At 66.6% G+C, this 25,361-nt stretch carries 26 protein-coding genes and 1 tRNA gene; 20 read left to right on the forward strand and 7 right to left on the reverse strand.

Annotation, left to right across the window (positions count from 1 at the left end):
* Window positions 1-53 precede the first annotated feature (53 nt).
* The gene (locus ACFYP5_RS28425; RefSeq protein WP_319324403.1) at window positions 54-257 is read left to right on the forward strand and encodes a hypothetical protein; all 204 of its coding nucleotides are present in this window, start codon (window positions 54-56) and stop codon (window positions 255-257) included.
* Window positions 258-503: 246 nt separating this feature from the next.
* On the opposite strand, the gene ACFYP5_RS28430 is transcribed toward ACFYP5_RS28425, so the two are convergent.
* From ACFYP5_RS28430 to ACFYP5_RS28440, 3 genes are all read right to left on the reverse strand, one after another.
* Window positions 504-716 (reverse strand): hypothetical protein, encoded by a 213-nt coding sequence (locus ACFYP5_RS28430; RefSeq protein ID WP_389041333.1) that lies wholly within the window; start codon window positions 714-716, stop codon window positions 504-506.
* Window positions 716-850, reverse strand: coding sequence for a hypothetical protein (locus tag ACFYP5_RS28435; protein ID WP_389041335.1), 135 nt, complete (start codon window positions 848-850; stop codon window positions 716-718). Before ACFYP5_RS28435 ends, ACFYP5_RS28430 begins: the two co-directional genes overlap by 1 nt.
* Before the next feature lie 260 nt (window positions 851-1,110).
* Window positions 1,111-1,344 (reverse strand): hypothetical protein, encoded by a 234-nt coding sequence (locus ACFYP5_RS28440; protein WP_326817047.1) that lies wholly within the window; start codon window positions 1,342-1,344, stop codon window positions 1,111-1,113.
* A gap of 323 nt (window positions 1,345-1,667) precedes the next feature.
* Here ACFYP5_RS28440 and ACFYP5_RS28445 point away from each other — a divergent pair, with 323 nt between their 5' ends.
* The 3 genes from ACFYP5_RS28445 to ACFYP5_RS28455 all read left to right on the forward strand — a co-directional run bounded on the left by ACFYP5_RS28445 (window position 1,668) and on the right by ACFYP5_RS28455 (window position 7,025).
* A complete protein-coding gene (locus ACFYP5_RS28445; protein ID WP_389041337.1) occupies window positions 1,668-1,850 on the forward strand; it encodes a hypothetical protein in 183 nt (60 codons plus the stop codon).
* Between the two features lie 1,156 nt (window positions 1,851-3,006).
* Window positions 3,007-3,885 (forward strand): Hachiman antiphage defense system protein HamA, encoded by an 879-nt coding sequence (locus ACFYP5_RS28450; RefSeq protein WP_389041339.1) that lies wholly within the window; start codon window positions 3,007-3,009, stop codon window positions 3,883-3,885.
* Between the two features lie 65 nt (window positions 3,886-3,950).
* A complete protein-coding gene (locus ACFYP5_RS28455; protein WP_389041341.1) occupies window positions 3,951-7,025 on the forward strand; it encodes a DEAD/DEAH box helicase in 3,075 nt (1,024 codons plus the stop codon).
* 138 nt (window positions 7,026-7,163) lie between these two features.
* Here the strand turns inward: ACFYP5_RS28455 and ACFYP5_RS28460 are convergent, their stop codons facing one another.
* Window positions 7,164-7,841, reverse strand: a complete 678-nt coding sequence (locus ACFYP5_RS28460) for a GNAT family N-acetyltransferase (RefSeq protein ID WP_389041343.1) — start codon at window positions 7,839-7,841, stop codon at window positions 7,164-7,166.
* A complete protein-coding gene (locus ACFYP5_RS28465) occupies window positions 7,753-8,511 on the reverse strand; it encodes a GntR family transcriptional regulator (RefSeq protein ID WP_389041345.1) in 759 nt (252 codons plus the stop codon). The genes ACFYP5_RS28460 and ACFYP5_RS28465 overlap by 89 nt, the downstream gene beginning before the upstream one ends.
* A gap of 566 nt (window positions 8,512-9,077) precedes the next feature.
* Here ACFYP5_RS28465 and ACFYP5_RS28470 point away from each other — a divergent pair.
* The 13 genes from ACFYP5_RS28470 (at window position 9,078) to ACFYP5_RS28530 (ending at window position 20,680) form a co-directional block, all read left to right on the forward strand.
* On the forward strand, window positions 9,078-9,386 hold the full coding sequence (locus ACFYP5_RS28470) for a hypothetical protein (protein WP_389041347.1): 309 nt from the start codon (window positions 9,078-9,080) through the stop codon (window positions 9,384-9,386).
* Window positions 9,383-9,595, forward strand: a complete 213-nt coding sequence (locus tag ACFYP5_RS28475) for a hypothetical protein (RefSeq protein ID WP_389041349.1) — start codon at window positions 9,383-9,385, stop codon at window positions 9,593-9,595. Before ACFYP5_RS28470 ends, ACFYP5_RS28475 begins: the two co-directional genes overlap by 4 nt.
* Window positions 9,585-10,463 carry a hypothetical protein gene (locus tag ACFYP5_RS28480; protein ID WP_389041351.1) on the forward strand — a complete coding sequence of 293 codons (879 nt, stop codon included), beginning with the start codon at window positions 9,585-9,587 and terminating at the stop codon, window positions 10,461-10,463. Before ACFYP5_RS28475 ends, ACFYP5_RS28480 begins: the two co-directional genes overlap by 11 nt.
* Window positions 10,463-10,801 carry an RRQRL motif-containing zinc-binding protein gene (locus tag ACFYP5_RS28485; RefSeq protein WP_389041353.1) on the forward strand — a complete coding sequence of 113 codons (339 nt, stop codon included), beginning with the start codon at window positions 10,463-10,465 and terminating at the stop codon, window positions 10,799-10,801. The genes ACFYP5_RS28480 and ACFYP5_RS28485 overlap by 1 nt, the downstream gene beginning before the upstream one ends.
* Complete coding sequence (locus tag ACFYP5_RS28490) at window positions 10,798-12,333, forward strand: hypothetical protein (protein ID WP_389041355.1); 1,536 nt, start codon at window positions 10,798-10,800, stop codon at window positions 12,331-12,333. The genes ACFYP5_RS28485 and ACFYP5_RS28490 overlap by 4 nt, the downstream gene beginning before the upstream one ends.
* Before the next feature lies 1 nt (window position 12,334).
* A complete protein-coding gene (locus ACFYP5_RS28495) occupies window positions 12,335-14,422 on the forward strand; it encodes a hypothetical protein (protein WP_389041357.1) in 2,088 nt (695 codons plus the stop codon).
* Window positions 14,423-14,634: 212 nt separating this feature from the next.
* Window positions 14,635-15,123, forward strand: a complete 489-nt coding sequence (locus ACFYP5_RS28500) for a hypothetical protein (RefSeq protein WP_389041359.1) — start codon at window positions 14,635-14,637, stop codon at window positions 15,121-15,123.
* 14 nt (window positions 15,124-15,137) lie between these two features.
* Window positions 15,138-15,311 (forward strand): hypothetical protein, encoded by a 174-nt coding sequence (locus tag ACFYP5_RS28505; RefSeq protein ID WP_389041361.1) that lies wholly within the window; start codon window positions 15,138-15,140, stop codon window positions 15,309-15,311.
* Window positions 15,312-15,395: 84 nt separating this feature from the next.
* The gene (locus ACFYP5_RS28510; protein ID WP_389041363.1) at window positions 15,396-16,247 is read left to right on the forward strand and encodes a hypothetical protein; all 852 of its coding nucleotides are present in this window, start codon (window positions 15,396-15,398) and stop codon (window positions 16,245-16,247) included.
* On the forward strand, window positions 16,244-17,086 hold the full coding sequence (locus ACFYP5_RS28515) for a bifunctional DNA primase/polymerase (RefSeq protein WP_389041365.1): 843 nt from the start codon (window positions 16,244-16,246) through the stop codon (window positions 17,084-17,086). Before ACFYP5_RS28510 ends, ACFYP5_RS28515 begins: the two co-directional genes overlap by 4 nt.
* Window positions 17,079-18,554 carry an ATP-binding protein gene (locus ACFYP5_RS28520; protein WP_389041367.1) on the forward strand — a complete coding sequence of 492 codons (1,476 nt, stop codon included), beginning with the start codon at window positions 17,079-17,081 and terminating at the stop codon, window positions 18,552-18,554. Before ACFYP5_RS28515 ends, ACFYP5_RS28520 begins: the two co-directional genes overlap by 8 nt.
* 460 nt (window positions 18,555-19,014) lie before the next feature.
* Window positions 19,015-19,218, forward strand: coding sequence for a helix-turn-helix domain-containing protein (locus ACFYP5_RS28525; protein ID WP_389041369.1), 204 nt, complete (start codon window positions 19,015-19,017; stop codon window positions 19,216-19,218).
* A 64-nt stretch (window positions 19,219-19,282) separates the two neighbouring features.
* Window positions 19,283-20,680, forward strand: a complete 1,398-nt coding sequence (locus ACFYP5_RS28530; RefSeq protein ID WP_389041371.1) for a tyrosine-type recombinase/integrase — start codon at window positions 19,283-19,285, stop codon at window positions 20,678-20,680.
* A 45-nt stretch (window positions 20,681-20,725) separates the two neighbouring features.
* Here the strand turns inward: ACFYP5_RS28530 and ACFYP5_RS28535 are convergent.
* A tRNA-Thr gene (locus tag ACFYP5_RS28535) sits at window positions 20,726-20,799 on the reverse strand.
* Between the two features lie 240 nt (window positions 20,800-21,039).
* Here ACFYP5_RS28535 and ACFYP5_RS28540 point away from each other — a divergent pair.
* The 3 genes from ACFYP5_RS28540 (at window position 21,040) to ACFYP5_RS28550 (ending at window position 23,583) form a co-directional block, all read left to right on the forward strand.
* Entirely contained in the window at window positions 21,040-22,176 is a 1,137-nt protein-coding gene (locus ACFYP5_RS28540) for an ABC transporter ATP-binding protein (RefSeq protein ID WP_389041373.1), read from the forward strand.
* Window positions 22,177-22,411: 235 nt separating this feature from the next.
* On the forward strand, window positions 22,412-22,828 hold the full coding sequence (locus ACFYP5_RS28545) for a hypothetical protein (protein WP_389041375.1): 417 nt from the start codon (window positions 22,412-22,414) through the stop codon (window positions 22,826-22,828).
* Between the two features lie 35 nt (window positions 22,829-22,863).
* Window positions 22,864-23,583: an NDP-sugar synthase gene (locus ACFYP5_RS28550; RefSeq protein ID WP_389041377.1), complete on the forward strand. Its 720-nt coding sequence runs from the start codon at window positions 22,864-22,866 to the stop codon at window positions 23,581-23,583.
* Window positions 23,584-23,667: 84 nt separating this feature from the next.
* On the opposite strand, the gene ACFYP5_RS28555 is transcribed toward ACFYP5_RS28550, so the two are convergent.
* Complete coding sequence (locus tag ACFYP5_RS28555) at window positions 23,668-25,302, reverse strand: DoxX family membrane protein (RefSeq protein WP_389041379.1); 1,635 nt, start codon at window positions 25,300-25,302, stop codon at window positions 23,668-23,670.
* Window positions 25,303-25,361 lie beyond the last annotated feature (59 nt).

Genomic DNA, 25,361 nt, shown 5'->3' on the forward strand with positions numbered 1-25,361 from the left:
GGGAAGCAAGAGTCACCCTGACCGTTGTGACTGACGAGTCGTAGCCTGCCGTTGTGGACCTTCAGCGCTTTCACGTCACCCTGTCGCACAGCGGCCGGCCCATCATGCACGGCTGGTGGCCCGACCTGAGGACGGCCGAGCGGAAGTTCGCGGCCTGGATAGGTGAGCGCGGCGGCAGGGACGGCGCCCGCATCACGCTGGTCGACGAAGTCGATGGCGGGCGGCTACTGAAGTCGTGGCCAGACGAGGACCGCTGATACCGCAGGCATTGCCAACGGCGCCTGCTGTAGGGTCTCGCTGCCCATCGCCAGCGGCGGTGCCGTGACCTGGTAGTTGTCGTCGTGTCTCACGGCTTGGCCAGCCGTCCAGTCTCACGATCGTGTCCGAATCCTCGGGGCGGCTGGCTTGCTGGCTCGACAGCTCGCTGGCTAATCACCAGCTGACGGAGTGCAGAACGCAAGCGGGGCGCCAGCCGGAGTGGCTGGCGCCCCGCTGCCATGCCGTCAGGCCGGTTCGGGTGTGGGCGTCACGGTCCGGCTGCCGCTCAAAACGTCCACGATGCGGAAGTCGTCGCGCTCCAGGGCCTCGACGATCGCCACGGCCACGTTCTCAAGGCCGTCCGTGTCGGCAGGTAGGCCGCCGTGCGCCTTCCGGTAGGCGACCATGGTGTCCACGATCCTGAGCACAACATCGATGTTCTCCGCACTGCTCTGCATCACGCCTCCTGTTCGTCGTCGCTGCCGCCGTTGACCGCGCGGAGCCGCTGGTGAGCCTTGAACCCCTCCCCGGGTTCCGGCCAGTCGTCGGCGTAGATTCCGTAGCCGGGCGGCACCAGACCCCGCTCACCCATGTGAGTGAAGGGCCTGACCTGCCAATCTCAAACTCGTGTCAGATCTGCCATCGCTTGGCCATCGATCGTGAGATTTGGCCACGAAATCTGAGACCCTACACCTGCCATACCGGCTGTGGCCCCGCTGCGTCCCCCGTCGGCGGGGCCACCTGCTGTACCGCCCGGTTGCCATACCGGCTCGCTACCGTGGCCTTATCACCGTCGAGCCTTTGACTGGCGCAGCTACCTGACCGCCCCGCCCGGTTCAGGGCGGACGCTTATCAGTCCTCGGGCGCCGGCTCCGGATGCAGGACCGCCTTCTTCGCGGCCATTTCCAATGCGTACCGGCCTTGTTCGGTTGCCTCGGCTTCGGCGATCACGGCTGCCTGGAACGTTTCTGCCGCCTTACGCCACGGCGCCCAGCGCTCCTCGGAGTACGGCTCACTCAGGGCCTGCTCCTGCGCGGACAGAGAGGCACGCGCCAGTTCAATCAGCTTGTTGCTCGGTTTCGCCACGGCCGGATCGTAAGCGGCGGCGCTGACAATCGGCCGGAGCCGCATAGCCCGTGGCGTGCACCAAGTGCCTCACCGAGGACACCTGCGCAGCGGCGGCGAGCTGCGGGAGACGCAGCAGGCAAGGGCCATCGCTAAGGCTCCGTCACCCTCCGCGCCCACCCGACCATACAAATGGAGCTTGCCCGGCTAACCTCCAGGTGTGATAACCCGCGCGCGACCAATAAAACCCCAGGTCAGGAGCGGGTTGCGCGACTAACCCTCCGCTGTTCCAAGGTGTCGCCACCCACACGGCAACCGTGTGGCACGGACACAGGAGCACACCCATGAGCAAGCGCACGACGGTCCAGCACCAGCCTGCGAAGAAGAAAGAAGCACGCCAGCCCAGCATGGAGTTCCGGGCGGGTGGATTCCACATCAGCCTCTACCAGGTTCCGTGGAAGGTCATCACCGCACTCGCAAGTGCCACAGTGACCATGCTGGCCAGCAGTCACCCCTGGATGCTCTGAACACTGGTCTAAGGGGTTGGTCCTGCGAAACCGACGAAGTGTCCGCAGGACCACCCCGGGAGCCCGCCCGCAGGACATCCAGAGGTGACCGTAGATCCACCCCCTCCCCAGGCACGTCAGGAGCATGCAGAACCCCCCGCTGATCTGCTGTGTTAGCAGGTCAGCGGGGGTTACCCGTTCTGTGGCGGCGCTAGAGTCCGAACCTGGGTAGGCCGAGCCGGCAGATTTACAGAGGGTCTGCTTCGACGACTCTGACCAGGGGATTCAGAACTATTGACCACCGTCGGGGGACACTTGGGGGAATCTGCGGTCCCAGGGCCTGTCGACCGTCGGCTCTCTCAGGCCCTTCCGCGCCGGCTCGGAACGGCGATATATAGCTGCTGAAGGCCGTACAGAGCAGCGTGGAACGCAGCCGCGATCTCGCGTGCCCTCTCCTCGCTCTCGATCGCCCACATGGAGACGTAGTCAGGCCCAACGGTGGCTCCACTCGCCACAGTGCCAGCGGATACCAACTGCTCAGCTGCGGACTGCAAGACCATCGTCGCCTGGTGCGGAACGATCGGCTTGCTGCTGGCCATGGCGTCAAGCTCCACCTTCCAACGCCGCCCCTGACGAGCGACGCACACAGAGATCACGTCGTTAGTCCTGGCACTTCTGTAGGCCGCGTGATGGGCCTCCGCTTTGGTGCAGTCGGGGATCAGTGCAGCGCGAAGAGGCATTCCAGGCGTCGGCATGCTCGCATCGTCGCAGGCGCTCGCACCACTAATCAGGCGAACACCAGTACAACGCGCTCCTTCAGCCGAGATGCCATCTTGGGCGGCGCACGCTTCGGAACTCTGCATGATCTGGTTCGTCTTGGTTCACGAACGTCCACCAGCCACGCCACGACTGCGCCTACTCGGAAGCTGAACGGCTGCGGATGAGACTGTGAAAGGTGAGAGACCTCCGGGCGGCGTGCTCTAGCCCGGGCTGGAGCACCAACTGACGTCTGGCCCACTACCGCTGGCCCACATGGATCACGAAGCCTACGGTGTCGCCGGCTGGGCGCGGAGGAGTTGAATGGCGGTCGGCATGGTTCCCTATCCGCCTCTCCCCCCGTAGATTGGTGCAGCCTAACCAGCTGCAGCTCATGGGTCAGTCACCACGTTCCTCGGGTGTGACGCCGCGTGAGATGGGGGGACAGTTGCCGGAGCTCTTTACGATCCTGTCGGACAGGGTCGTCGACGACCACAGATACGTACACGTTGTTCCAACAGATCAGGCGCTGTTCGCACAGAGCGTTGCACCTCTGGTCACGGCTCACTACTTCGACGAAGTCGACACCCGAGCGCGTCTGCTCCGGTCCGCTCAAGAACTCTCGCTCTTCAGTGGGGAATCTTTTGAGGTTTCCGAGGAAGACGTTCAGCTAGCTCTCGGCGAGGAGCTGGACGCGGTACTCCCGGAAGCTTGGAAAGGCGACAGGAAGCAGCACCTAGATGTTCAGCGAAGCGAATTCGGGGAGATTTTGGCAGCCGAAGCCCTGAAGCAGGTTTTCGGTACGGTCATCCCAGCCTCAAGGATCAAGCACAAAGAAATCCCCGACCAACAGACCAGAGGTGCTGACGTGATCGGCATCGAGAATCTTCAGCAACCTAGAGCAACGCTGGTTCTTGGCGAGGTGAAGGGGTCCCAAGACCGCAGAACACCGCCAGGTGTCGTGTCTGGGATGGAGAAGAAGCTTGGTGAGCTCGTTGGAAATCGCCGCGCCCTACTACAAGAATTGTGCTGGCTCCGAGACCACGCCGACGACCCTTACATAGCGATATGTTCACGCCTTCATGCCTCGTTCATCCTTAAAAAGAACCAGTTCGAAATAGTATTAGCTCCGCTGCTTGTGCGCACATCAGATACGCATCACGACGACGATCCAGGATCATTTAAAGAGGACCCGGACAGTTTCGGAAATCCTATTCGGTGGGTTAGCATTGTAGTCGAAGGCGACCTATTTGAGATCGCCCAGGAGGTATACCGCGTCGCTAGAGAGGGGGCCGCATAGTGGATCGCAATCAAATGTTCGTAGACGCCTTCATGAGTGAGGGCGGAGATGAGCATATTGGGTCCGTGCGCCTCGACTACCTAGCCCAGTTTCTCGACGCCGACATCGCCTCCCTTGAAGAAATCGACCCTGAGTCGATCGATGAGATTTCGTGGTCATTTGAGTCATTGGCGATTTCTGCTACACGCACCGAGCAAGACGAGGGTCGCGTGGCAGAACTGGCTCGGCGGTCATTCCATCTCCGCACAGCCATGTGGACATCATCAAACCAAGCATCTCTTTATGACCTGTGGATGTTGATTGTTTCCGGCACTTTGGCGCAGAAGCAACCTGAACTTCGACTTCTGTTGAGCGGGAATCAGCTTGAACAAATTCCTGATCGGGAAAGCTTTTCCTCGTGGAGCGATCAGGTATGGGCCGGATCGGTTCACACTCTGGCTATGCTGGCCCGTAAAAGTCGTTCGTGGGACGATGTCGATGAGGGCATAAGTTCCCTTACCCAGCTCTCCGATCTGCAAAGTGAAGCAGAGTCCGCAATTTTCGCAGAATCTCCCCAAAGGGATTGGCGGGAAGATAAACAGAAGTGCAGGCTGCTTGGCCTTTATCACGTAGGTGAAGCTCTCGCCGTACTAGGTTCGTATCTCCGAACCGGTGCTCCCGAGAGTGTTCTAGTCACGCTCCAACGGCACAGTGAGAACGCTCGCCTGCTTCTCGGTTCCAGCGGTGACTTGGAGCTTGAGCGAGTTGGAGAAAGCATTGAGCCACTAACTATTGCCATGGCGAAGGCTTCGATTTGGTACAACACATCTAGGCTATCTACAGCAGCTCGGGAATTTGCTCAACAGATTGCATCTGAGGATAGAGAGTTCCCAGTATCCGAACTGTGGTGGTCGCAACGGGAGGCCCTCTCACAAAGCCTACTCGACCCATTTAAGACGGCGATCAGTGTTCAGATGCCCACGAGCGCCGGAAAAACATTGCTAGCCGAATTTTCGATCGTGCAAACCATGGCTCTCAATCCCGGGTCAGTCGTTGCTTATATTGTCCCAACGCGCGCCTTGGTTAATCAAATGACGCGACGCCTTCGGCGAGATCTTTCCGGAGCAAGTTTTGATGGCTCCGATATCTCTGTTGAGGCGGCAGTGCCGGTTTTCGAGTTGGACCCAACCGAAAATACCTTGCTCGGCGTTCGTCCTGATGTCCTCGTGACCACTCCCGAGAAGCTCGATCTACTCGTCCGATCGGATCACCCAAGCGTTCGGGATCTGTCACTTGTTGTTGTCGACGAAGCACATCACATCGCTGACGAAAGTCGCGGTCCTCGCCTCGAGCTGCTCCTTGCTACCTTGAAGAAAGAGAGGGGGCGGCGCTGCCGCTTCCTTCTCTTGACTCCATTCCTTCCCAATGCGTCGGATCTTGCCAAATGGCTTGGTGCCGGCGAAGGGGCAGCGATTGAGCTCAACTGGAAACCTAGCGAGCAAATCCGTGCTCTCGGTCACTGGACAAGAGACCGAAAGGCTAAATGCTACAACGATACGCTTGAATTGGTACCATCAGCAACACAGCCCTCCAACTGGGATGGCGTGGTTATGGATCTCGGTCGAGCATCTGTGACACTCGATAGCCGTCAGAGGGAATCTCTGTCTACTTCCCTGGCGATATCGCTGAGTGAGCGAGCGCAAGGTGGCACGCTTATCCTTACTGGTGGTCCTGGCAAGGCAGAAAAGCGTGCCTTGCAGGTGGCTTCTCAGCTACCCGAGTCTGCCCTCACCGATTGCCCAGACCGGCAGCTACTTAGTGCCGCAATCGATTACATCGAAAACGAGCTAGGCATTGATTACCCGTTGGCTCGCACACTGCGATCTGGCGTTGCCTTCCATCATGCCGGTCTGCCTCCAGAGGTTCGGAGCCTCGTGGAAATATTGCTCGATAGGGGATGTATTCGAGTAGTAGCGGGCACGTCCACGTTGGCTCAAGGCGTTGACTTTCCGCTTTCCTCTGTAATCATCGAGACTTTGAAGGTCCCTCAGAAACGCGGCGAAAAATACCGACCTTTGAGATATTCGGAGTTCTGGAATATTGCAGGGCGGGCCGGGCGCGCACTGAAGGATCGCGTGGGCGTTGTGGTCTACCCATCGACTGGGATGGCCCAGGATAGCGAGTTTCGCAATTATCTCGAAGGGGAAGCGGTTCACGTCGTATCAGCTCTCCTCAAGGCAATCACGCTACTCGACGCAAACCGTCCTGAGTACAACTTGAAGCTAGTTAGAGGCCATCCTCAACTAAGTCACTTTTTTCAGTACCTTGCACACGCTTTGAAGGTGGGAGGATTCGAGTCTGCAAGCGCTGAAGTCGAAGAGATTCTCCGCTCGTCTCTTGTATTTCATGGACTACAATCGGACGATCGAGAGATCGCTGAACGATTGGTCAGCTGGTCGCGCGGTTTCATGGAGGAGTTTCGGTCTAACTCGTTCCTAGGGATTGCTGACGTTACAGGGCTATCGCTTCCAAGCGTCGGTCTCTTGTCTGCTTCTTCCCCTAGAGTTTTCAAGGAACCTGAATTCTGGGCTCCGGAGAACTTGTTTGGCGACAACCTCAATCCTCTGACGCAGATCATTGAGGTTCTTGCGGAAGTTCCAGAGATGTCACTAGCGCCATCCGATGAAGCCGGTGGACTGAATTCTCGACGGGTTGCCGGCGTTCTTCGCGACTGGGTAGCCGGCAAGACGCTTCCAGAAATTGCAGATAATTGGTTCCCTACGGCAACAAAGCCATTGACGGACGCGGGCAAGTATCTTTTCCGTGAAGTCTCGGGGTATTTGCCTTGGGGGCTCGGCGCGTTGCAGCTCATCGAGCTTGCAGGAAATGATAGCGAAGAGGCTGCAAGGGCCTTCCACGTTCCTGCCATGTCATTTTATGGCGTCAACACCATCGAGGCGTTGCCTCTCCGCATGGTGGGTGTCCCTCGAGCTGCCGCTACACACTTCGGAGCTAGCGCCCCTCAGTTCGCGTCTTTCCAGGAAGCCAGATCCTGGGTTGCGAGCCAGCCAATGGCCATGTGGCAGACAGCCGCCACAAGGACCTTCTCGCCGGAGACGTTGAAAATCATCTGGGACGCCGTAGGGGGTTCCACCGCGTGACGCTGGAGGCTTCGCCTGCTAGGGCCGTCCCTACCGCAGCGTGAGTGCCCGGATTGAGATGGTGACGCCAAAGGCCCCCAAGATGACCTTGGGGGCCTTTGGGCACTTGGCAGGATTCGAATACGACCTGACTTCAGGTCAGTCCGCCGGAGTGTGCTGAGACGGGATCGGAGCCGACCTGCCCTCGTGAGTCGGGCCCACCGTCAGTGGCAGGTGAGGAAGGCTGAGCGCGGTAGTCGGCCGTTGAGCGAGCCACCCAGAAAGGCGATGTGACGGGCTCTCAGTCCTCACGTGCCTGAACCCCAGTCGCTCGTAGTAGGAGTGAAGGCCCCCGTTCGTTCGCCAGGTGTCTATGCGCACCCAGTCACGACCTTCCATGGCAGCCAGCCTTGATGCCCAGTCAACGAGGCGCGCCCCGAGGTGCCGCCCGGCAGCTTGGCGAGCGACGATGAGCTTGTAGAGGTGGAAGGCAGTTTCTGGACGGTCCTCATCTGTCCAGAAGTCCCGATCCACGGGGCCTCTACTCACGGTGCCGATGACCTGGCCGGAGTCGACGACGACCCAGGCGCGCCCCTCATCGATCGATGCTCGCCACTTGTCGATCGCTTTGGCCCCGGTCTCGGCATCGCTCCATTGATCAGTGCCCTTTGAGCTGAGCCATTTCTCGGCTTCTGTCCGGAGAGCCATGAGGGAGGGCACGTCCTCCGCCCGCGCCGGGCGAAGGTACTCAGTCAGTGTCGACTTCATAGAGGATCTTGTGCCTATCTCCGGGGAGGATGGTGACCATGCAGCGCAGAGGCTTTCCGTCTGCGTCATAGCCCGTACGCGTGTGCTCCGCTACCGGAGTTGCCGCAGGTAGCGCTAGCAGTTCCGCCTCATGCCGTGTCGGCATACGCACCGCGATCTCATCCCTGTACTTGATCTGGATGAGCCCAACGGATGCGAGCACGCCACCCGGTGCTGCCACGTCGCGCGGCTCCATAAGGAGCGTCCCGGCGACGAGTTCCTGAGGGAAGTACGAGTCAGCGAGCGCGTAGGGGCGGTTGTCTATGTACCGGATGCGCTTGCGGGCCACAGCTAGACCATTGTCGGGCAGCGCGAGTGCGTCGCGAACGTGCGCGGGCGGCTCGACGATGGACACGGTGATCTCTTGCCGAGGGGACTTCCCATCCTCTGTGATGGCGCTCGCCCACTGGTCACCGGCGGTCTGACCCTCCACCGCGTTTGCGTGCCGGCTCCGGCTTTCCAGGGTCGTCCAGTTCCAGACCACCGGCGGATAGTCCTCACGGACGTACTTGCCTTGGCCCCACCCGGTGACAACGAGTCCCTCTTCGATGAGAGCACGGACGCCGGCGCGCACGGTCTCACGGCTGTAGCCGTACTGACTCATCAGCTTTGATTCGCTCGGGAGCACCGCCCCGGGGGCGAGCTCCCGATTCTCGATCTGCCTACGCAGGTCAGCTGCGATCTCCTGCGCCTTAGTCATTCCGCGTCGCACGGGCATCTCCAACCCTTCTGCTCCAACTCCTCCGTACAAGTTAGACGAGAGGGCTTGACGTTCCAAGTAGCCAGTGGGCAGACTCAGGTCGTGGCACTCCTCCAGACAGGTCGTACGGGGTGTCACGTACGTTGCTGCGCTCCGCTCAACAACTCCACAGCGTGATCCACCGCAGCACGACGGTCGTGACCGTTCCGGCCGAGGCGAGTGGAGACCAGCCGATCGAGACCGGGCCCGGCATCAACCGAGCCCCACCCCTCCGTGTGGGGGACACGCCATCGGCTCTAAAGAACCGCTACGGCACACCTTGAAACTGCGACGACTTCCGGGATCTCGGAACTCCCCGGAACGAGCAGCGCCGTGCGAGCAGGAGAACCGAACCCGTACCAGCGCTCACGGTGCCCGACATTCGCCCTGCCATTCCGGCGGGCTGCGGTGTCGGGTCGCCGCGGTCGCTCGTACCCACGAACGACCCACAAGACGGCGCGCGGCCCCGGTGTTGGAGCACCGGGGCCGCTGTTTTGGGCCGTCCCACTGTGAGGAGACAACGACCCATGAAGACCATCGTTGCTGGTCACGAAGCTGTTACCGCCACTGAGTTCGCTGAGCTGGCGTTGGGGATCGATCTGGAGCTGTTCACCGGTTCGGCCGCCGAGTCCGCGTTGGAGCGGGCGGCGCGGCTGGATGTGGCGCATGAGGTTCTCGCGGAGCTCCGCGAGAGCGACCCGGAGACCGCGGCGTACGCGGAGAGCCTGTTGCGGACGCTGCTTCTGAAGCAGCCGCGCCTGTCCGGTCGGCGTCCGCGTCGTGCGGTCCGCCGCCCGGTGAAGGGCTGCACCGCTCGTACGGCGGTCGCCGCATGAGCGCCCCACTGTCTGGCCTGTGGGCGTGGTGGCTGCGCCACGGCGGCGCGCTGCTGGTCGCGGCGTGCGTCGTGTCGTGGCTGCTGCCGTTGCCGCCGTGGGCCCGGTTCCTGTGGAACCTGCTCGTGGCTGCCGGCTGCTTCCGCCTGATGGCCCTGCACCGCGCGCACCGCTTCCGCGGTGGGGACGGGGGCCGTGATGAGGCGTAAGGCGAGCGCGGCCGAGCAGATCGCCGCACTACAGGGGCTGCAATCAGGCCTGACGAAGGTGCTCGTTGCGGTCGCGGTGGTCGCGCTGGCGTTCACCGCGACGAACGTGACGCTGTTCGCGATCGACCACCACATCAGCGTCTGGATCGCCTGGCTGCTCGACCCCATGGTCGCCGTCGCCCTCGGGGCGGTCCTGATCGTGGACGGCCGCCTGTCCGAACACGGGGTGCACCCGTCCGGATGGGCCACGGGGCTGCGCTGGTTCGCCGGCCTGGGCACGTGGCTGATGAACTGCTGGGCCTCGCTCTGGCCCGCGGGCACCGCCTTCGGTGTCCCGCGGGAAGTGGACCCGGCCGGTCTCGTCCTCCACTCGATTCCCCCCGTCCTGTTGATCGTTCTCGCGGAGGCGATCACGTTCTACCGGCGCGCGATCCTTGATCGAATCACCGTGCTGCGCGATCAGGTGGACGCCGTGGTGGAACGGGTGGAAGCCCCTCCCGTCCACCCCGCTTCCACCCCGGCATCCACCCCGTCCACGCTCACCGCCCCGGCTGCGCCTGCGGTGGCCGGTCGGAAAACATCGCCGCTGGTCATCTGCGGTGGACACCGGGTGTTCCCCCTCACCGTTCCTCCCACTTCCACCCAGAGCGGTGGCAACGTCCGGGAGGCGGTGAAACTGCCGGCCGATGAGGCTGCCCGGATCATCCGGGAGTGCTGGGTGGAAGGCGTCACCATCCCCGCGGCGGCGGTCCGTTCCACCCGTTCCACCTCCTACGTCCACAAGGTCTACAAGCAGCTCGAAGAGGACGGCGTGACCCGACGCCCGCACCTCGTCCCGGTGCCGGAGACCACGGGGGCGGCGCTCTGATGGCCACCGTCCCCGACTACCGGTGGCGCATGGCCCCGGACGGCTTGGCGACCCGTCGGCAGCTTCGTGAGATGGGGCTGTGGCCCGGCGGACAGGACGTGGCCGCGGAACTGCAGCGGCCCCGTCGTCGTCGCGGCCCGCTGGTCGCCTGCCTCTACCGCATTGACCGGGCCAAGCCCGTACGCCCGATGACCCCCGGCCGCGCCGCTGCGCTCGCCAAGGCGATGCGGGCTCGCCGGACCTGCCCCAACTGCGGCACGGACGCCGGGCACTGCATCCCGCGGTCGCTCGGCATGTGCGTCACCTGCGATGACATCCGAAGGGAGCGTTCAGCATGACGGAACTCACCACCGAACCGCTGGTGACCGACAACCAGCCCGCACCGACCACACCGCCCTCAGCCAACCGCGCACCGGCGCCGGCCGAGGTGACCGTGGAGCACACGGCGGGCGGCTGGCCCGTGGTCCCGATCGCGATGACCGGCGCCAACTCCACCGTGACGGCGCTCGCCGCGGCTGCCCTGGCTGGCGGGCCCATCGCCGCCGCGGTCGCCGCGACTGGCGCATGCGTCCTCGGGGTCGCCGCCGCAACCCGCAACCACCGGGCCCACCGCAAGCACGCCACCGGCCGCACCAACCGCGCCACGACCCACCACGGCGCCCGGATGGTCCGCGGAACGGGCGGTGGACACGGCGCATCCTCCCGCGGAACCGGCGGACGATCCGCGAAGCACACGGGTCGCGGCACCTCGCGCACCGGTTCCACCGGAAGCGTGCCGCACCAGCGCAAGACCACCAGCAACCGGCCAGGGAAGGCCACCGGCCACTCCTCCGGGAAGCCCACCCGGCAGCACGGCCCGGGGCGTGCGGGACAGGTCAAAGCGCTGCGCGCGTCGGCCCGCCAGTCGGCCCCGTCACGGGCAGCCCGCAGGGCCGAGACGGCCGGGGCACGTCGGGCCGTGGCCGATGCCCGCCGGGACGCCAAAGCGGTGGCCCGGTCGGCGTCGCTGGCTCGTAAGGGGCCGATCGGCCGGTCCGTGGGCAAGGCCGCGGGCCGGGTCGGAGCGGCCAAGGGCGCGCTGATCGACAGCAACAGGCAGACACGCGACCAGCGGACCGCCGGGAAGGTCGCCGCCCAGCGCGGCGACGTACGCAAGGCACCCGCCCGGAAGAAAGCCCGCAAGGCCCTGTGGCGGTCGGCCGCCCGGTTCCAGGGCCGCCGACTCCGAGCCGCCCTGCTCGCCGGGGCGTTGGGCCTGGTCGGCATGCTCACCACCCCGCTCGGCCGCAAGCTCGGCTGGGCCTGGCTCATGTATCCGGGCCGCCGCCTGTACGCCCGGATGACCCGTACCGCCGAGGAACAGCGCCACCAGCGGGACGACGCGATACGCGCCGCCCTGCAGAACGACGAGGCCGCCGCCGACACGGAGGCGATCGAGAACACCGACCAGATCAGCGACACGGCGGCACGCCCGACTGGGCCGCCGCCGGCAGCAGCCACCACCAGTGCGAGTGAGGGAGAGAACGTGTCTGGTTTCCGGTTCGAGGAGTACGCGGCGGAGATGGAATCCGCGGCCGGGCAGTACGACCCCGAGAACGCCATGGAGATCCTGGCCATGGTCGAAGGGCTCCCGGCCGCGCTCACGAGCGTGGCGAACGTGATGAAGGTCCTCGCCGAGCGGGCCGATTCCGAGTTTCCGCTGGAGAAGGACGTCGCGGACGGCTTCAACGACATCTTCGGCGCCGTGATGAGCGCGGTCGCGGTCGCTGAGGACATGGGGCCGCTGTTCCGCCAGTCCCACGAGCAGGACATCGCCCGTCACGAGGACCCGCGCAACGGGCCCGAGGCCGAGAAGGGATGGAACGTCTGAGATGACCACCAACACACAGGCCAGCACGGGGCCGGTGTGGGACTGGGCTGCCGGTCACGGACCCGTGACCGGCGCCATGTCCGCCACCACCGGATGCCTCGCCGTCGCCACCACCGGAGCCGCCACCGGCATGCCCCCCGGCTGGGCACTCGCCGTCGGCGCCGCCGGCGCCCTCGGCCACACCGTCTCCAGCCTGCGCGAACGACTGTCGGGCAGGACGATCGCCATGCGCTCCGCGTCCTGGCTGATCGGTGCCGGGTGGACCACGTGGGCCATGACCACCGGCCCGCTGACCTGGGCCGCTATCGGGTCTCTCGCCACGATCGGCGTGGGCATGGGCGCGGCCGCCCGCTCCACCCTCCTGTACGAGGAGGCCCGCGAACTGGAAGCCATCGCACAGGCCGAGCGCCAGGTCGCCCGCGAACTGTCCGCCGAACGCCGGGCGATCGCAGCGGAGTGGGTGGACCGGGTACAGCGGGTCTGCAACATCACCCTGCGGATCCTCGCGGTGGAGATCTGGCCGACCGGAACCGGCTTCACCATCGACGCCGAACTCCCCCCGGGCGGCACCACCTACGACCGAATCGCCCAGCACTCCGCCGCCCTGTCCGCCGACGCCCGCCTCCCGCACGGCTGCACCGCGGTCGCCTCCCAGGGCATCCACCAGGGCCGCGTCCTGATCGACGTGACCACAGTCAACGTGCTCTCCGAGGAGCGCACTTACCCGTCCGACTACAGCCCGCTGTCGATCTACACCGGCATCCCGTGGGGCTACCGCACCAACGCCGAAGAGATCTGCGTCTACCTGCGCGAGCAGTGCGCCCTGGTCGTCGGCCCCACCGGGTCGGGCAAGACGAACATGGTCCACGTCATCCTCGCCGGATTCGCCCGCACCACCGACGTGCTGACCTGGGTGATTGACCTCAACGCCGGATCCGCCGGCCTCCCGTGGATTCGTCCGGCACTGGACGCCAACGGGGTACCCGTCGACGGGGTCCGGCCAGGCATCGACTGGCTCGCCTCGACGTATGAAGAAGCCGTGCTGATGCTCGATGCGGCTCTGGCGGTCGGGCTGCGCCGCAAGGTCGCCTATCAGGACCTCATGGCCCAGGCGAACACCGACCAGCTCCCCATCAGTGCCAAGATCCCGCAGATCATGCTGGTCGTCGATGAGGGTGCGGAGATCCTGACCAGCACCGACCGGCGCATGAAGGATCTCGCGAAGAAGATCCTTGAGGTGATCCGGATGCTGCGGGCCATGGGCATCCGGACCGTGCTCACTGCATTGGGTGCCACGGGGTCCGTTCTCGGGAACCTGATGATTCGCCGGGAGGCCAAAGCCCGGGTCTGCCTCACCGGTGGGGAAGTCGAAGGGATGGACCTGAGCAAGGTCTTCCCCGGCTCTCGTGGGCTCCGCCCGGACCAGGCCCCGTACAAGGGGGCCGGGTTCATGGGGACGCCGGAGTCTGCGGCGGCGCTGTTCAAGAACTGGCGGATCCTGCCCAACCAGATCCGCGACATCGTCCACGCCACCTCCGACATGCACCCCGCCCTGGACGACATCTCCCGCAAGGCCGCGGGTGACGCCTACGCCTCCCGGTGGGATCCGGAGCGCACGGCCTGGATGCGGGACACCATCCACACCCCGGCCACCGACGCCCCGGCACAGACGGCCGGCAGCAACGGCGGGCTGAACCTGTCCGCGCTCCGGGACGATCGGGAGTCCGCTGAGGAAGCACTCGCCCGGAAGTTCCGCGAGCAGATCGACGCCGAGTTCGCGACCTTCGCCGAGTCCGGGACGACCACCGAGCACCCCACGGCGGGCGGGCTGAACCTGTCCGCGCTCCAGAACGAGGACAACGCCGCCCGGCATGCCGCGCTCTCCTTGCTGCTCGCCGCGGGCTCGGACGGGACCGGGGCATCGGCGATCGCCAGGGCGCTCGCCGACGAACACGGCACCACTCGGCAGACAGTCGTCGGCTGGCTCAAGACGTGGACCGAGGACGGCACCGCCCTCCGCGTCGGCACCGGCACCAAAGCCCGCTACGTCCACCGCCAGCACGCCCCCGACAACCCCAGCGAGGACTGAGCACCTGTCGCTTGTCGCCACCGGCACGAGAAGGGCCCTGGGCGGCTCTGGGCGGGCCGGAAACAGCTTGTGACCTGCAAGGCGACAAGCGACAAGACAAGACAAGCGACAAGGCACACGACAAGCCAGACGACAAGCGACACGACAAGTCAGCGCGGGCGGCACTCCCTCACATCACGGGGTGCCGCCCGCGCTGCTGAGGGAGCCCCGTCGTGCATGACACCGCGTACGAGATCACCACCCAGCCCCGTCCGGCCGACTACCCCGCCTACCTCCCCACCCCCGAGGGCCCGGTGATGCTGCCCTCGGAGATCCCGCCCGGCGTCCAGATGGTCACCCTGCCCGGCGGCATACGCACCCTCGCCTACACCCAGCCGTCCGCGCCGGCCGCACCGCTGGTGCCCGTCTCGCAGCCGATCCCGGCATGGGCCAAGACCACCGCGCTCCTTACGCCGACGATCGGCGGGGGCATCGCCGCCGCCGGCATCGGACTCTCCTACGCAGCCCCGGGACTGATCGCCGTGAGCCAAGCCCTCTGGTCCGCCGTCGCCCTCATCGCCGCCGCGGCCGTCGGCGTCCCCGTCCTTCTTCGCCTCGGGCGAGCCGCGACCGGCACCGGCCGGGGCAGTACGCACATCACGCAAAACATCACCGCGTCCGGGATGTTCGGCAAGGCCAACGGCACCATCAACCACCACTAACCCGGGAGTCGGTCGTGCCGCTCCTGGACTGGCGGGACGCCCGCCACTTCGACGCCTCCCGGAACCTGCCGTGCGTGCTCTGTGGCAAGCCCACCCCCATGCGCTCTCACGACCGCGAAGCGGTCCACAAGGTGTGCGCCGAGGACTGGTGCGACCAGAACCCCCACTCCAACCGCTTCCACAGCTGAACGCCGAGAGCGGCCCCCGTCTCACGCCAATGATCTGGGGCCGCTCTCGTCTGCCAGCACTCATCAGAACTGGAGACATCCAGCATGACGCAACCTGTCCCCATCCGGGAGCTCCCGCCGCCCGCGGGTGGCCTGAGGTTCTACCTGACCACCCACAAACGCCACTGGGTCAAGCTCACCCACGTGCCGCTGTTCCTGAAATCCGAACACTTCGCCGTCGCACGGACCCTGCCGGAAGCGCTCGGCCCCTACGCCGTGGACTCCGGCGGCTTCTCCGAGCTCCAGCGCCACGGCCGCTGGACCCGCACCCCACGCCAGCACGTCGATGATCTGCGACGCATCTGGGAACACGTCGGCCCCTACGACTGGGCCGCCGGCCAGGACTGGATGTGCGAAGACCTCATCATCCACGGCGGCCAAGCCGGACCCAACCACTTCGTCGGCACCCATCTCAGCGTTGCCGAGCACCAGCGGCGCACCGTGGAGAACTTCCTCGAACTGCGCTCACTGGCCCCGGACCTGCGGATCATCCCCACGCTTCAGGGCAGCACCATCCCGGAGTACGAGCACTGCCGGGACCTCTACGAACGCGCCGGCGTCGACCTGCGGGCGGAGCCGACCGTGGGGCTCGGCTCGGTATGCCGGTTGCAATCCACCAACGAAGGCGCGGCCATCGTCACCGCCATGGCCGCCCACGGATTACGCCTACACGGGTTCGGCTTCAAGACCCTGGGCCTGGCCAAGGTCGGGCACCTACTCGCCTCCGCGGACTCCGCTGCCTGGAGCATGCACGCCCGCAAGCGCCCGCCCCTGCCCGGCCACACCCACAAGAACTGCGCCAACTGCATCGACTACGCAATGCGCTGGCGCACCCGCGTCATCAACGCCATCCCCACCTGGCACCAGCCCACCCTCGAAGGGAGCGAAGCCGCATGAGCAGCCAACTGCATACCGCTCTCTCCCTGGCAGCCTCCGGCGTGCCCGTGCTGCCGTTACGAGCCGGGAAGGTGCCGTTCGGCAACTGTCGCCGCTGCGCCAACAACGCGTGCGGTGGGCGGCCGAACATGAAAACCCCCGGGCCCTGCACCTGCCTGGCGCCCTGCCACGGTTGGGCCGCCGCCACCACCGACCCCGGCGTCATCAACGCGCCGACGTGGGCCCGAGCGTGGCGGGAGGCGGCCGGGGTGGCCTATCACCCCGGCGGCGCTGGCCTCACCGTCGTGGACCTCGACAACGCGGCCGCCATCGCGTGGGCCCGTGCGAGCCTGCCCACCACACGGACTGTGCCGACGACCCGGGGCGAGCACTGGCTCTACCGGGGCGCGATGCAGGGTGCCAACGGGGTACGTTCGGGCGTCGACATCAAGTCCACCATGGCCTACGCCCGTTGGCTCGGCCCTGGCGCCGGAACCATGGGGGCCCTGCCGGACGTCGTGCGCGCACTGATCGTGAAGGACCCTTCCCCGGTTCGACCGGTGGCCATCACAGTGCCTGCGCTGGTCGGGGTCGGGGCGTGCCCGCACCGCACGCCCACCTATCTGGACCGTGGCATTGCTATGGCGGAGCAGCGCATCTCCGAGGCACGTGAGGCGGTGCACGCCACCGTCTATCGGGCGTTCCTCGCGGTGCTGTCCACGCACGGCCGGTGCGGCTGCCTCACCGAGGCGCACACCTTGCGTCTGTTCGCCGCGGCGCAGGCCAAGGGTGAATCGGCCCGGCACTGCACCGACGCGTGGACCAACGCCCTGACCACGTTGGGACTGAGCCATGGCTGAGGACGACAAGACTCCCGCCCGCGAGGTCATCGCGGACTACGCGCAGGAGCACTTCCGGTACTTCCGCACTGCCGACGGGACCGTGTACGCGCAGAAGAAGGGGCACCCCGTGGCCCGTCCGATCCGCTCCCAGGGAACGACAGGAAGCCACCGACAGGAACTGATGGTTGGTCTGTTCAAGGACGGTCGCGGCGCGTTCAACGGGTCCGCGCTCAAGGAGGCTTTGGACTTGATTGAAGCGCTCGCGCTGACCGAGGACGTCCAGCCCGTACATATCCGCGTGGCCCCCGGATTCAACGGAGCGACGTGGCTGGATCTGGGACGCAACGACGGGCAGTCCGTCCGCATCCACCCCACCGGCTGGGACATCCTCACCCCCGACCCGCATGAGGTCTGCTGGCGGCGGACCCAGCTCACCGGGGAACTGCCCCTGCCGGCCAAGGACACCGACGGCAAGGGCATCGACCTGTTGATGCGGCTGTGCAACTTCGCCAACGCCGAGACCGAATGCCTGGCCATCACATGGCTCATCGGCTGCCTCGGGCCGTCGGTGCCCGTGCCCGCGCCGTTCCTCACGGGACCGCAGGGCGCGGGAAAGTCCACGGGCGGGCGGATGCTCGTGCGGATCGTCGAGGGCATGAGCGGCGACCTGCGGCGAGCGCCGAAGGACGAGGAGAACCTGATCGCGGCCGTGGCGGCGGGATGGGTCACCGCCCTGGACAACCTCTCCCACATGACGCCGGACCTGTCCGACGCCATGTGCTGCATCGTGACCGGAGCCGAGAGCGTCAAACGAGCCCTGTTCACCGACGGGGACGTGTTCCGCGTCGGCTACCGCCGGCCCCTGCTCCTGACCGGCATCGATGTGGGAGTCATCCGGCCCGACCTCGCGGAAAGGCTCCTGCCTCTGCGGTTGGAGCGGCCCCGCGTCCGGCGCACCGAAGCGGAACTGTGGGCGGAGTACGCAGAGGTTCTGCCGGTCGTTCTCGGCTCGCTCCTGGATCTCACGGTCAAGGTCCGTGCCGTGGAGGCGGAGACCCCCACTGACCTGCGGATGGCGGACTTCGCGCACCTGTGCGCGCAGTTCGACGCCGCGACCGGTCTCGGGGCGCTCCCCGCGTACCGGGCCAGTCTGGACGACCTGAACGACGATGTGATCGAGGGCGACCTCCTCGCGCAGACCGTCCTCAGGCATGCCGAGACCATCGAGCCGGGCGCGGCGCAGCAGATGACGTCCACGGAGTGGCTGTCTTGCCTCAGCCGCCTCTACAGCGGCGACGAGTGCCGTCCCCTGCCCAAGGGGTGGCCGACCACGGGCAAAGTCCTCTCCGACCGGCTCAAGCGCCTCCAACCGACGCTGGCGGCCCGGAGTGTGCTCATCGACTCGGGCCGCACCAAGGCGGGCCGCTACCTCGAAATGACCCGCACGCTCCCCCCGGCCCCGCACGAGCAGGCACGGGCGTTCTGATCCGCGATCCGCACGCTCACGCGAACGGCAAGAAGAGCACGTGCTCCTCTTGCTGTTCGGCGGAACGCCGCCCCAAGGTCGTGCCGCGAAGCGGCTCCTTCTTCGCTCTGTAAGGCGCACCGAACTACTACAGGCAGCCCCTTCTTTGTCCTAAGTAGGAAGATGCTGCGTCACCTGCGTCACCCGGGCCGGAAAACGGCACCTGACCTGTGCCGACAGCGATGACGCAGACGGCCGGCTCTGCGTCATCCTGCGTCACCTGCGTCACCCGGTGACGCAGCCGATGACGCACGGGTGACGCAGAGCCGATCCGTAGCGTCACCCAAAATCGCAGGTCAGAGGCTTAAGTGACGCTGATGACGCGGTGACGCAGAAATCCGAACTTCGGACACACACGGCGCAAGGGCCCGCGCCCAACTCCCCTGCACGGCAATGCCGAACTGCCCTGGAGGCACCCCGGATGAGTACCGCGACTGCCGCCCCCGTCGACCGGCTCCTGTACAAGCCCGGAGAGGCGGCCGAAGCACTCGCCATCGGCCGCTCCACCGTCTACGAGCTGATGGCCGAAGGCTCCCTGAAGTACATCAAGTTGGGTCGCACGCGCCGGATTCGACGTGCGGACATTGAGGCGTACGTGGAGAGCCTCGTCACTCTGCCCAACTGACCAGAGCCCGCACTAGAGGCGCCCCGAGCACTCCGCTCGGGGCGCCTCTCGCATGGAGGAACAGATGAGCCCCCGCAAGTCCAACCTGGAATCCACCGTCTACTTCGGCGATGACGGCTGGTGGCACGGCCGCGTGACCATGGGCGTGCTGCCCGATGGGAGCTCCGACCGCCGGCACCGCATGGCGCGTACGGAGCCTGCGGTGCGCCGCAAGGTCCGCGAGCTGGAGAAGCTGCGCGACGAGGGGCGCACGACCAAGGCAGGCCGCAAACCCACGGTCGGACAGTGGATGGAGACCTACCTGACCGACATCGCGAGCCTGAAGCTCAAGCCTCGCTCGCTGGATGATTACTGGTCCAAGACCCGAAACGACATCATCCCCGGCGTCGGGAAGCACCGCATCGACAAGCTCGCCCCCGAGCACCTTGAGCAGATGTACCGAGCGATGCTCGATGCCGGACGCGCGCCGTCGCACGTGGTCAAGGTGCACCGCATCCTGTCGCGGGCCCTGAAGATTGCCCACCGTCGGCGGATGATCGGCGAGAACGTCGCCGCGCTGGTCGACCCGCCCAGCATCGACGAGACCGAGACGAACCCGTTCACCCAGGAGGAGGCGAAGGCGTTCCTGGAAGCGGCGGCCAAGCGGCCCACCTTCATGCGGTGGATCGTCGGCGTCGGCATGGGCTTCCGGCAGGGCGAGACCCTTGGACTGCGCTGGCCCTACGTCGATCTACAGGCGGAGCTGTTCCACCCGCGGTGGCAGCTCCAGCGGCTGACGTGGCGGCACGGCTGCGGCGACGCGCACGCCTGCGGGGCGCGCCTTCACCGCTTCGAGCCCTGCCCGCCGGACTGCGCCACGCACAAGGGCTACAAGCGCGGATGCCCGAAGCCGTGCACCAAGACGTGCGTCAGGCACGCGAGCATCTGCCCCGATCGCAAGGGCGGAGGTCTGGCATTCACCCGCCCCAAGACCAAGAAGAGCACCAACCCGGTACCGGTCCCGCCCGCGTTCATCCCCTACCTGATCGCGCACAAGGCACAGCAGGACGAACTGCGGAAGGCCGCCGGCGAACTCTGGCAGGAGCACCAGGCCGTGTTCACCCGGGCCGACGGACGCCCCATCGACCCCCGCGACGACTGGGAGGAATTCAAGGAGCTACTGGCGGAGGCGGGCATCGCGGACCGCCGCCTCTACGACGGGAGCCGCCACACGGCCGGCACGATCCTGAACGAGCTTGGGGTGGACATGCCCACGATCATGGAGATCCTGCGGCACACCCAGATCAGCCAGACGCGCCGCTACGTCAAGGGCCGCTCGCATCTCTCGAAGGACGCCATGCGCCGCATGGGAGACGCCTTCCTGCCCTCCCCAGAACAGGCGCCTGAGCCCACGACTGAGACTAGAACTGAGACTGGCCACCGCCGTGCGGCCCGCTCCCGCGCCCGCCGCCGCATCCGCTGAAGACAAAAGCCCAGGTCAGAGCACATCTGACCTGGGCTTCATCGGAGCCCCCTATCGGATTCGAACCGATGACCTACGCATTACAAGTGCGTTGCTCTGGCCAGCTGAGCTAAGGAGGCAACGCGCACACCAAAGCCGCGCGCGCAAGTTCCCTCACTCTACACAGCGGCTCGCCTCCCGATCCACGAAGTTCTTCGCGCCCGCGACCACCTGGCCGGTGCGAGATATCCGTCCCCCTCGAACTACTGACAGATTCTTAATGGCCAGGTAGCGTCGCTACGGGTTCACGCAAGTGGACCAGACCACTCCCTTACTCGGATCGTCCGGCACGTTCCTGCCGGTGGAGGAGAAGATTCAGCATGGCCAGTGTCACGTTCGACAAGGCGTCCCGCGTCTACCCCGGCTCCACCAAGCCCGCGGTGGACCAGCTGGAGATCGACATCGCGGACGGTGAGTTCCTCGTCCTCGTCGGTCCTTCCGGTTGTGGCAAGTCGACCTCCCTGCGCATGCTCGCGGGTCTCGAGGACGTCAACGGCGGCGCGATCCGCATCGGTGACCGCGACGTCACGCACCTGCCGCCGAAGGACCGGGACATCGCCATGGTGTTCCAGAACTACGCGCTCTACCCGCACATGTCCGTCGCGGACAACATGGGCTTCGCGCTGAAGATCGCCGGTATCAACAAGACCGAGATCCGGGCGAAGGTCGAAGAGGCCGCCAAGATGCTCGACCTCACCGACTACCTGGACCGCAAGCCGAAGGCGCTCTCCGGCGGTCAGCGTCAGCGTGTCGCGATGGGCCGCGCCATTGTGCGTGAGCCGCAGGTCTTCCTCATGGACGAGCCGCTGTCGAACCTCGACGCCAAGCTCCGTGTCTCCACCCGTACGCAGATCGCGTCGCTCCAGCGCCGCCTCGGCATCACGACCGTGTACGTCACGCACGACCAGGTCGAGGCCCTGACCATGGGTGACCGCGTCGCGGTCCTCAAGGACGGTCTGCTGCAGCAGGTCGACTCGCCGCGCAACATGTACGACCGCCCGGCCAACCTCTTCGTCGCCGGCTTCATCGGCTCCCCGGCCATGAACCTGGTCGAGGTCCCGATCACCGACGGTGGCGTGAAGTTCGGCAACAGCGTCGTCCCCGTCTCCCGCGAGGCGCTCACCGCCGCCGCGGACAAGGGTGACACCACGGTCACGGTCGGCATCCGCCCGGAGCACTTCGACATCGTCGAGCACGGTGGCGCCGCCGCCAAGACGCTCTCCAAGGACAGCGCCGACGCCCCGGCCGGCCTGGCCGTGTCGGTCAACGTCGTCGAGGAGCTCGGCGCCGACGGCTTCGTCTACGGCTCCGCGCACGTCGGCGGTGCCGACAAGGACCTCGTCGTCCGCGTCGGCGGCCGCGCCGTGCCGGAGAAGGGCACCAAGCTGCACGTCGTGCCGCGTCCGGACGAGCTGCACGTCTTCTCGACCTCCACGGGCGAGCGTCTCGTCGGCTGACGTCGCGCACAACGCCGTACGACGGCCCCGCACCCTTCGTGATGCGGGGCCGTTCGCGTATCCGAGCGCATGTTGAGGTTTGGGCGACGAGACTCCGGGGACACCGCCAAATACCCAGGGACTTCGGTCATTTCACCCGTGGTCGTCAACACGGAATTCGAAATGTTCTCTCGAACCGTCCCCCGCCAGGGTGACGAAATGTCGCCAAATCATCACTGCCCGCTACGCTCGCTGCGTGACCCACACCGCGCGCCGCATCGGCCGAACTCTCGCTCTCGTCCTGCCCGTCGTCATGGTCCTCTCCGGGACCCTCGCGGTCACCCGTGTGCCGTGGGCAGCGCACAATTCCACGTCGCAGGTACTCACCGCGTCGGCGGAGACCGTATCGAAGAAGCCCGCCGCGGCGCGCGCCCCGCAGGACGTGCTGCGCGACCGGCTCCTCGTGGAACTCCGGCAGAAGGACCCGGGTACCGCGCTGACGGACCTTCAGCGAACCGTCGAGGGAAGGCCGTCGCTCGCGCGCCACTGCATGTCGATCGCCAGGGCCCTGGGCCGGGCCGCGGTCGAGCAGTACGGTCCCGCGCGGGCGCAGCGGTTCTCCCGTCCCGTCTGTGACACGTCGTTCGCCTCGGGTGTCGCGCAGTTCAGCTGACCGGTGCGGGACGGGCACGGCATATCGTGCCTGGCATGCATACGTATCCGACGCAGGCCGTGATCCTGGCGGGTGGCCAGGGGTCGCGGCTGCGCCCGTACACCGACGACCGCCCCAAGCCGATGGTCGAGATCCCGGGCACCGGGACTCCGATCATCGGCCATCAGCTTTCCTGGCTGGCCGCGGAGGGCGTGACCGATGCCGTCGTGTCGTGCGGTCATTTCGCCGAGGTGCTCCAGGAGTGGCTGGCCGAGGCCGTGTTGCCGCTCCGGGTGACCACCGTGGTGGAGTCGGAGCCGCTCGGCCGTGGCGGCGGTCTCAAGTACGCCGCCGCCCGGCTGCCGGATCCTTCGGAGCCCTGGTACGCCACGAACGGCGACATCTGGACCCGTTTCTCGCTGCGTGAGATGGCGGCGTTCCATGCGGAGCGCGATGCGACCGCCACGCTGGCCCTGGCCCGTCCGCGGATCCCGTGGGGTGCCGTGGAGACGGATGCGTTCGGGCACATCACCGACTTCATCGAGGCGCCGCCGTCGCCGTATCTGATCAACGCGGGTGTGTACGTCTTCTCGCCGACGTTCACGACGCTGCTGCCGGACCGGGGCGACCATGAGCGGACGACGTTCCCGCGGCTGGCCCGAGAGCGTCGGCTGGCCGGGTATCCGCTGCCGCTGGGGGCGTACTGGCGGGCCATCGACACGGCGAAGGACCTCACGGAGGCGGCGCGGGAGCTGGACGGCCCGCAGGCCCGCTGAGGCGGACGGACGACGGGTACGGAGGAGGGGCGGTCGCCGGGTTTCCGGTGGCCGCCCCTCCTCCGCGTCTGTCGGGCGCCGGGCTCAGCCGAGCAGGCCGCCGATCGGGTTGCGGCCGCCGCCCGACGTGCCGCCGGACGTCGATCCCGTGGAGCCGCCGTCGGTCGAGCCGCCGCCGGTGGAGCCGCCGCCCGTTCCGGTGGAGCCGGACGAGGTCGGTCCCGAGCTGGTGGCCGGGGGCTGCTGCGGAGTCGTCTGCTGCTGGGGCTGCTGACCGGTGCCCTGCGTCTGGCTGGGCTGTCCGGCGCCGGCGGCCTGGCCGGACTCGCGGACGGTGTCCGTACCGGGCGTGGACGCCTGCGCGGACGGGGTGGCGGAGCGGGACAGCGACGGTGACGGCTTCTGCCCGGCGGGGGTGTGCGACGCCTGGCCGCCGGTGGACTCCTGCGGGAGCGGGGTTCCGGGCAGCTGGTTGGTCGGGTTGTCGTCCGGGCCGGGCACGGTGACGACCTGGGAGGAGCGGACGGCGCCGCCGAGCATCGAGCCGACCAGAAGTGTGAGCCCGACGACGACGGTGGCGACGACTGCGCCGCGGCGCAGCACGCGACGGCGCAGGTCCCAGATCGGGGAGCGCGGGCCGAGCCTGCGCCATGCCTCGCCGGCCAGCCGTCCGTCGACGGAGTAGACGGGGGCGCCCGCGATGACCAGCGGGCTCCAGGCCGCGAGGTAGATGATGTCCGGCGCGTCGTAGACGGCGACGGTGCGCCAGCTGACGGTGACCAGCAGCGCGGCGGACAGCAGGGCGCCGACGGAGGCGGCGACCCGCTGCCACAGGCCGAGGACCGTGAGGACCCCGACGACGACCTGGAGGAAGGCGACGGTGAGCCCGGCGCCGACGGGGTGGGAGAGCGCGAAGTCCCGCAGTGGTTCGGCGAGCGCCCAAGGGTGCAGTGACGACAGCCACTTGACCATGGAGCCGCGGTCGCCGCCGTCGAAGTACACGGGATCGCAGAGCTTGCCCATGCCGGCGCAGATGGAGATGAAGCCGAGGAAGACCCGCATGGGGAGGAGTACGACCCCGAGGTTCATCCGGCGGCCGGGGTAGTACGCGTGCCGGACGGTGTCCGTGCCGTGGCGGTGCGACCTGCTCCCGACGGTGCCGTCGAACTCGCCGTCTTCGTACCGCTCTTCCTCGTACGGCTCCGGCCCGTACGGGCCGGTGTCGACGGCGTCGTAGGCGCCGACCGCCTGCCGCATGGGCGGCAGCAGCGGGCCGTTGCCGGTGCGGCGGGGCTGCTGGGGTGCCGTGATGACGGGGTTCGGCTGGGTCTCGTCCAGGCGCGGGATGACCTGTGTGGCGCCCGGACCTCGACCGTCGTCGAACTCGGTGCCGTACGAGTGGTACGAGCCGTCGGGGCGGCCCGCGGTGGAGTTCCGTACGGCCTGGAGGAGTCCGGTGGCGCCGGGGTCGCCGGGGGCGGACCTGCCGCTCCACACGACGGGCGAGCGCCGGCCGCGCCCCGCGCCGGGGCCGCTCATGGCGGGGATCCCGACCGAACCCGCGGGAGCGGCACCACGCAGCCGTGCGTGCCGGCCGGGCGTGAGCTGCACCCGGAAGCTGGCGTGGTTGACGATGACCTGCGCAGGGTCGCAGTCCACCTTGGCCATACTCAGGGCGGGTAGTTCGTCGAACCGAGGCGTTCTGGTGTCCACACTCATCTAACCGAGTGATGTGTGTTTAGGACACTGCCTTGACGGACCCGATGTGTCCGAGGCCC

This window comes from Streptomyces sp. NPDC005262 (assembly GCF_042872425.1).
GTDB lineage: Bacteria > Actinomycetota > Actinomycetes > Streptomycetales > Streptomycetaceae > Streptomyces.

Excerpts from the sequence above, each read along its gene's own strand:
- ACFYP5_RS28555 (WP_389041379.1), bottom strand. The coding sequence starts at position 25,302 with ATGAGTGTGGACACCAGAACGCCTCGGTTCGACGAACTACCCGCCCTG.
- ACFYP5_RS28445 (WP_389041337.1), top strand. The coding sequence starts at position 1,668 with ATGAGCAAGCGCACGACGGTCCAGCACCAGCCTGCGAAGAAGAAAGAA.
- ACFYP5_RS28510 (WP_389041363.1), top strand. The coding sequence starts at position 15,396 with ATGACGCAACCTGTCCCCATCCGGGAGCTCCCGCCGCCCGCGGGTGGC.
- ACFYP5_RS28515 (WP_389041365.1), top strand. The coding sequence starts at position 16,244 with ATGAGCAGCCAACTGCATACCGCTCTCTCCCTGGCAGCCTCCGGCGTG.
- ACFYP5_RS28525 (WP_389041369.1), top strand. The coding sequence starts at position 19,015 with ATGAGTACCGCGACTGCCGCCCCCGTCGACCGGCTCCTGTACAAGCCC.
- ACFYP5_RS28530 (WP_389041371.1), top strand. The coding sequence starts at position 19,283 with ATGAGCCCCCGCAAGTCCAACCTGGAATCCACCGTCTACTTCGGCGAT.
- ACFYP5_RS28540 (WP_389041373.1), top strand. The coding sequence starts at position 21,040 with ATGGCCAGTGTCACGTTCGACAAGGCGTCCCGCGTCTACCCCGGCTCC.
- ACFYP5_RS28475 (WP_389041349.1), top strand. The coding sequence starts at position 9,383 with ATGAGCGCCCCACTGTCTGGCCTGTGGGCGTGGTGGCTGCGCCACGGC.
- ACFYP5_RS28550 (WP_389041377.1), top strand. The coding sequence starts at position 22,864 with ATGCATACGTATCCGACGCAGGCCGTGATCCTGGCGGGTGGCCAGGGG.
- ACFYP5_RS28435 (WP_389041335.1), bottom strand. The coding sequence starts at position 850 with ATGGGTGAGCGGGGTCTGGTGCCGCCCGGCTACGGAATCTACGCCGAC.
- ACFYP5_RS28485 (WP_389041353.1), top strand. The coding sequence starts at position 10,463 with ATGGCCACCGTCCCCGACTACCGGTGGCGCATGGCCCCGGACGGCTTG.
- ACFYP5_RS28460 (WP_389041343.1), bottom strand. The coding sequence starts at position 7,841 with ATGACGCAGACGGAAAGCCTCTGCGCTGCATGGTCACCATCCTCCCCG.
- ACFYP5_RS28520 (WP_389041367.1), top strand. The coding sequence starts at position 17,079 with ATGGCTGAGGACGACAAGACTCCCGCCCGCGAGGTCATCGCGGACTAC.
- ACFYP5_RS28490 (WP_389041355.1), top strand. The coding sequence starts at position 10,798 with ATGACGGAACTCACCACCGAACCGCTGGTGACCGACAACCAGCCCGCA.
- ACFYP5_RS28430 (WP_389041333.1), bottom strand. The coding sequence starts at position 716 with ATGCAGAGCAGTGCGGAGAACATCGATGTTGTGCTCAGGATCGTGGAC.
- ACFYP5_RS28495 (WP_389041357.1), top strand. The coding sequence starts at position 12,335 with ATGACCACCAACACACAGGCCAGCACGGGGCCGGTGTGGGACTGGGCT.
- ACFYP5_RS28465 (WP_389041345.1), bottom strand. The coding sequence starts at position 8,511 with ATGACTAAGGCGCAGGAGATCGCAGCTGACCTGCGTAGGCAGATCGAG.
- ACFYP5_RS28480 (WP_389041351.1), top strand. The coding sequence starts at position 9,585 with ATGAGGCGTAAGGCGAGCGCGGCCGAGCAGATCGCCGCACTACAGGGG.
- ACFYP5_RS28470 (WP_389041347.1), top strand. The coding sequence starts at position 9,078 with ATGAAGACCATCGTTGCTGGTCACGAAGCTGTTACCGCCACTGAGTTC.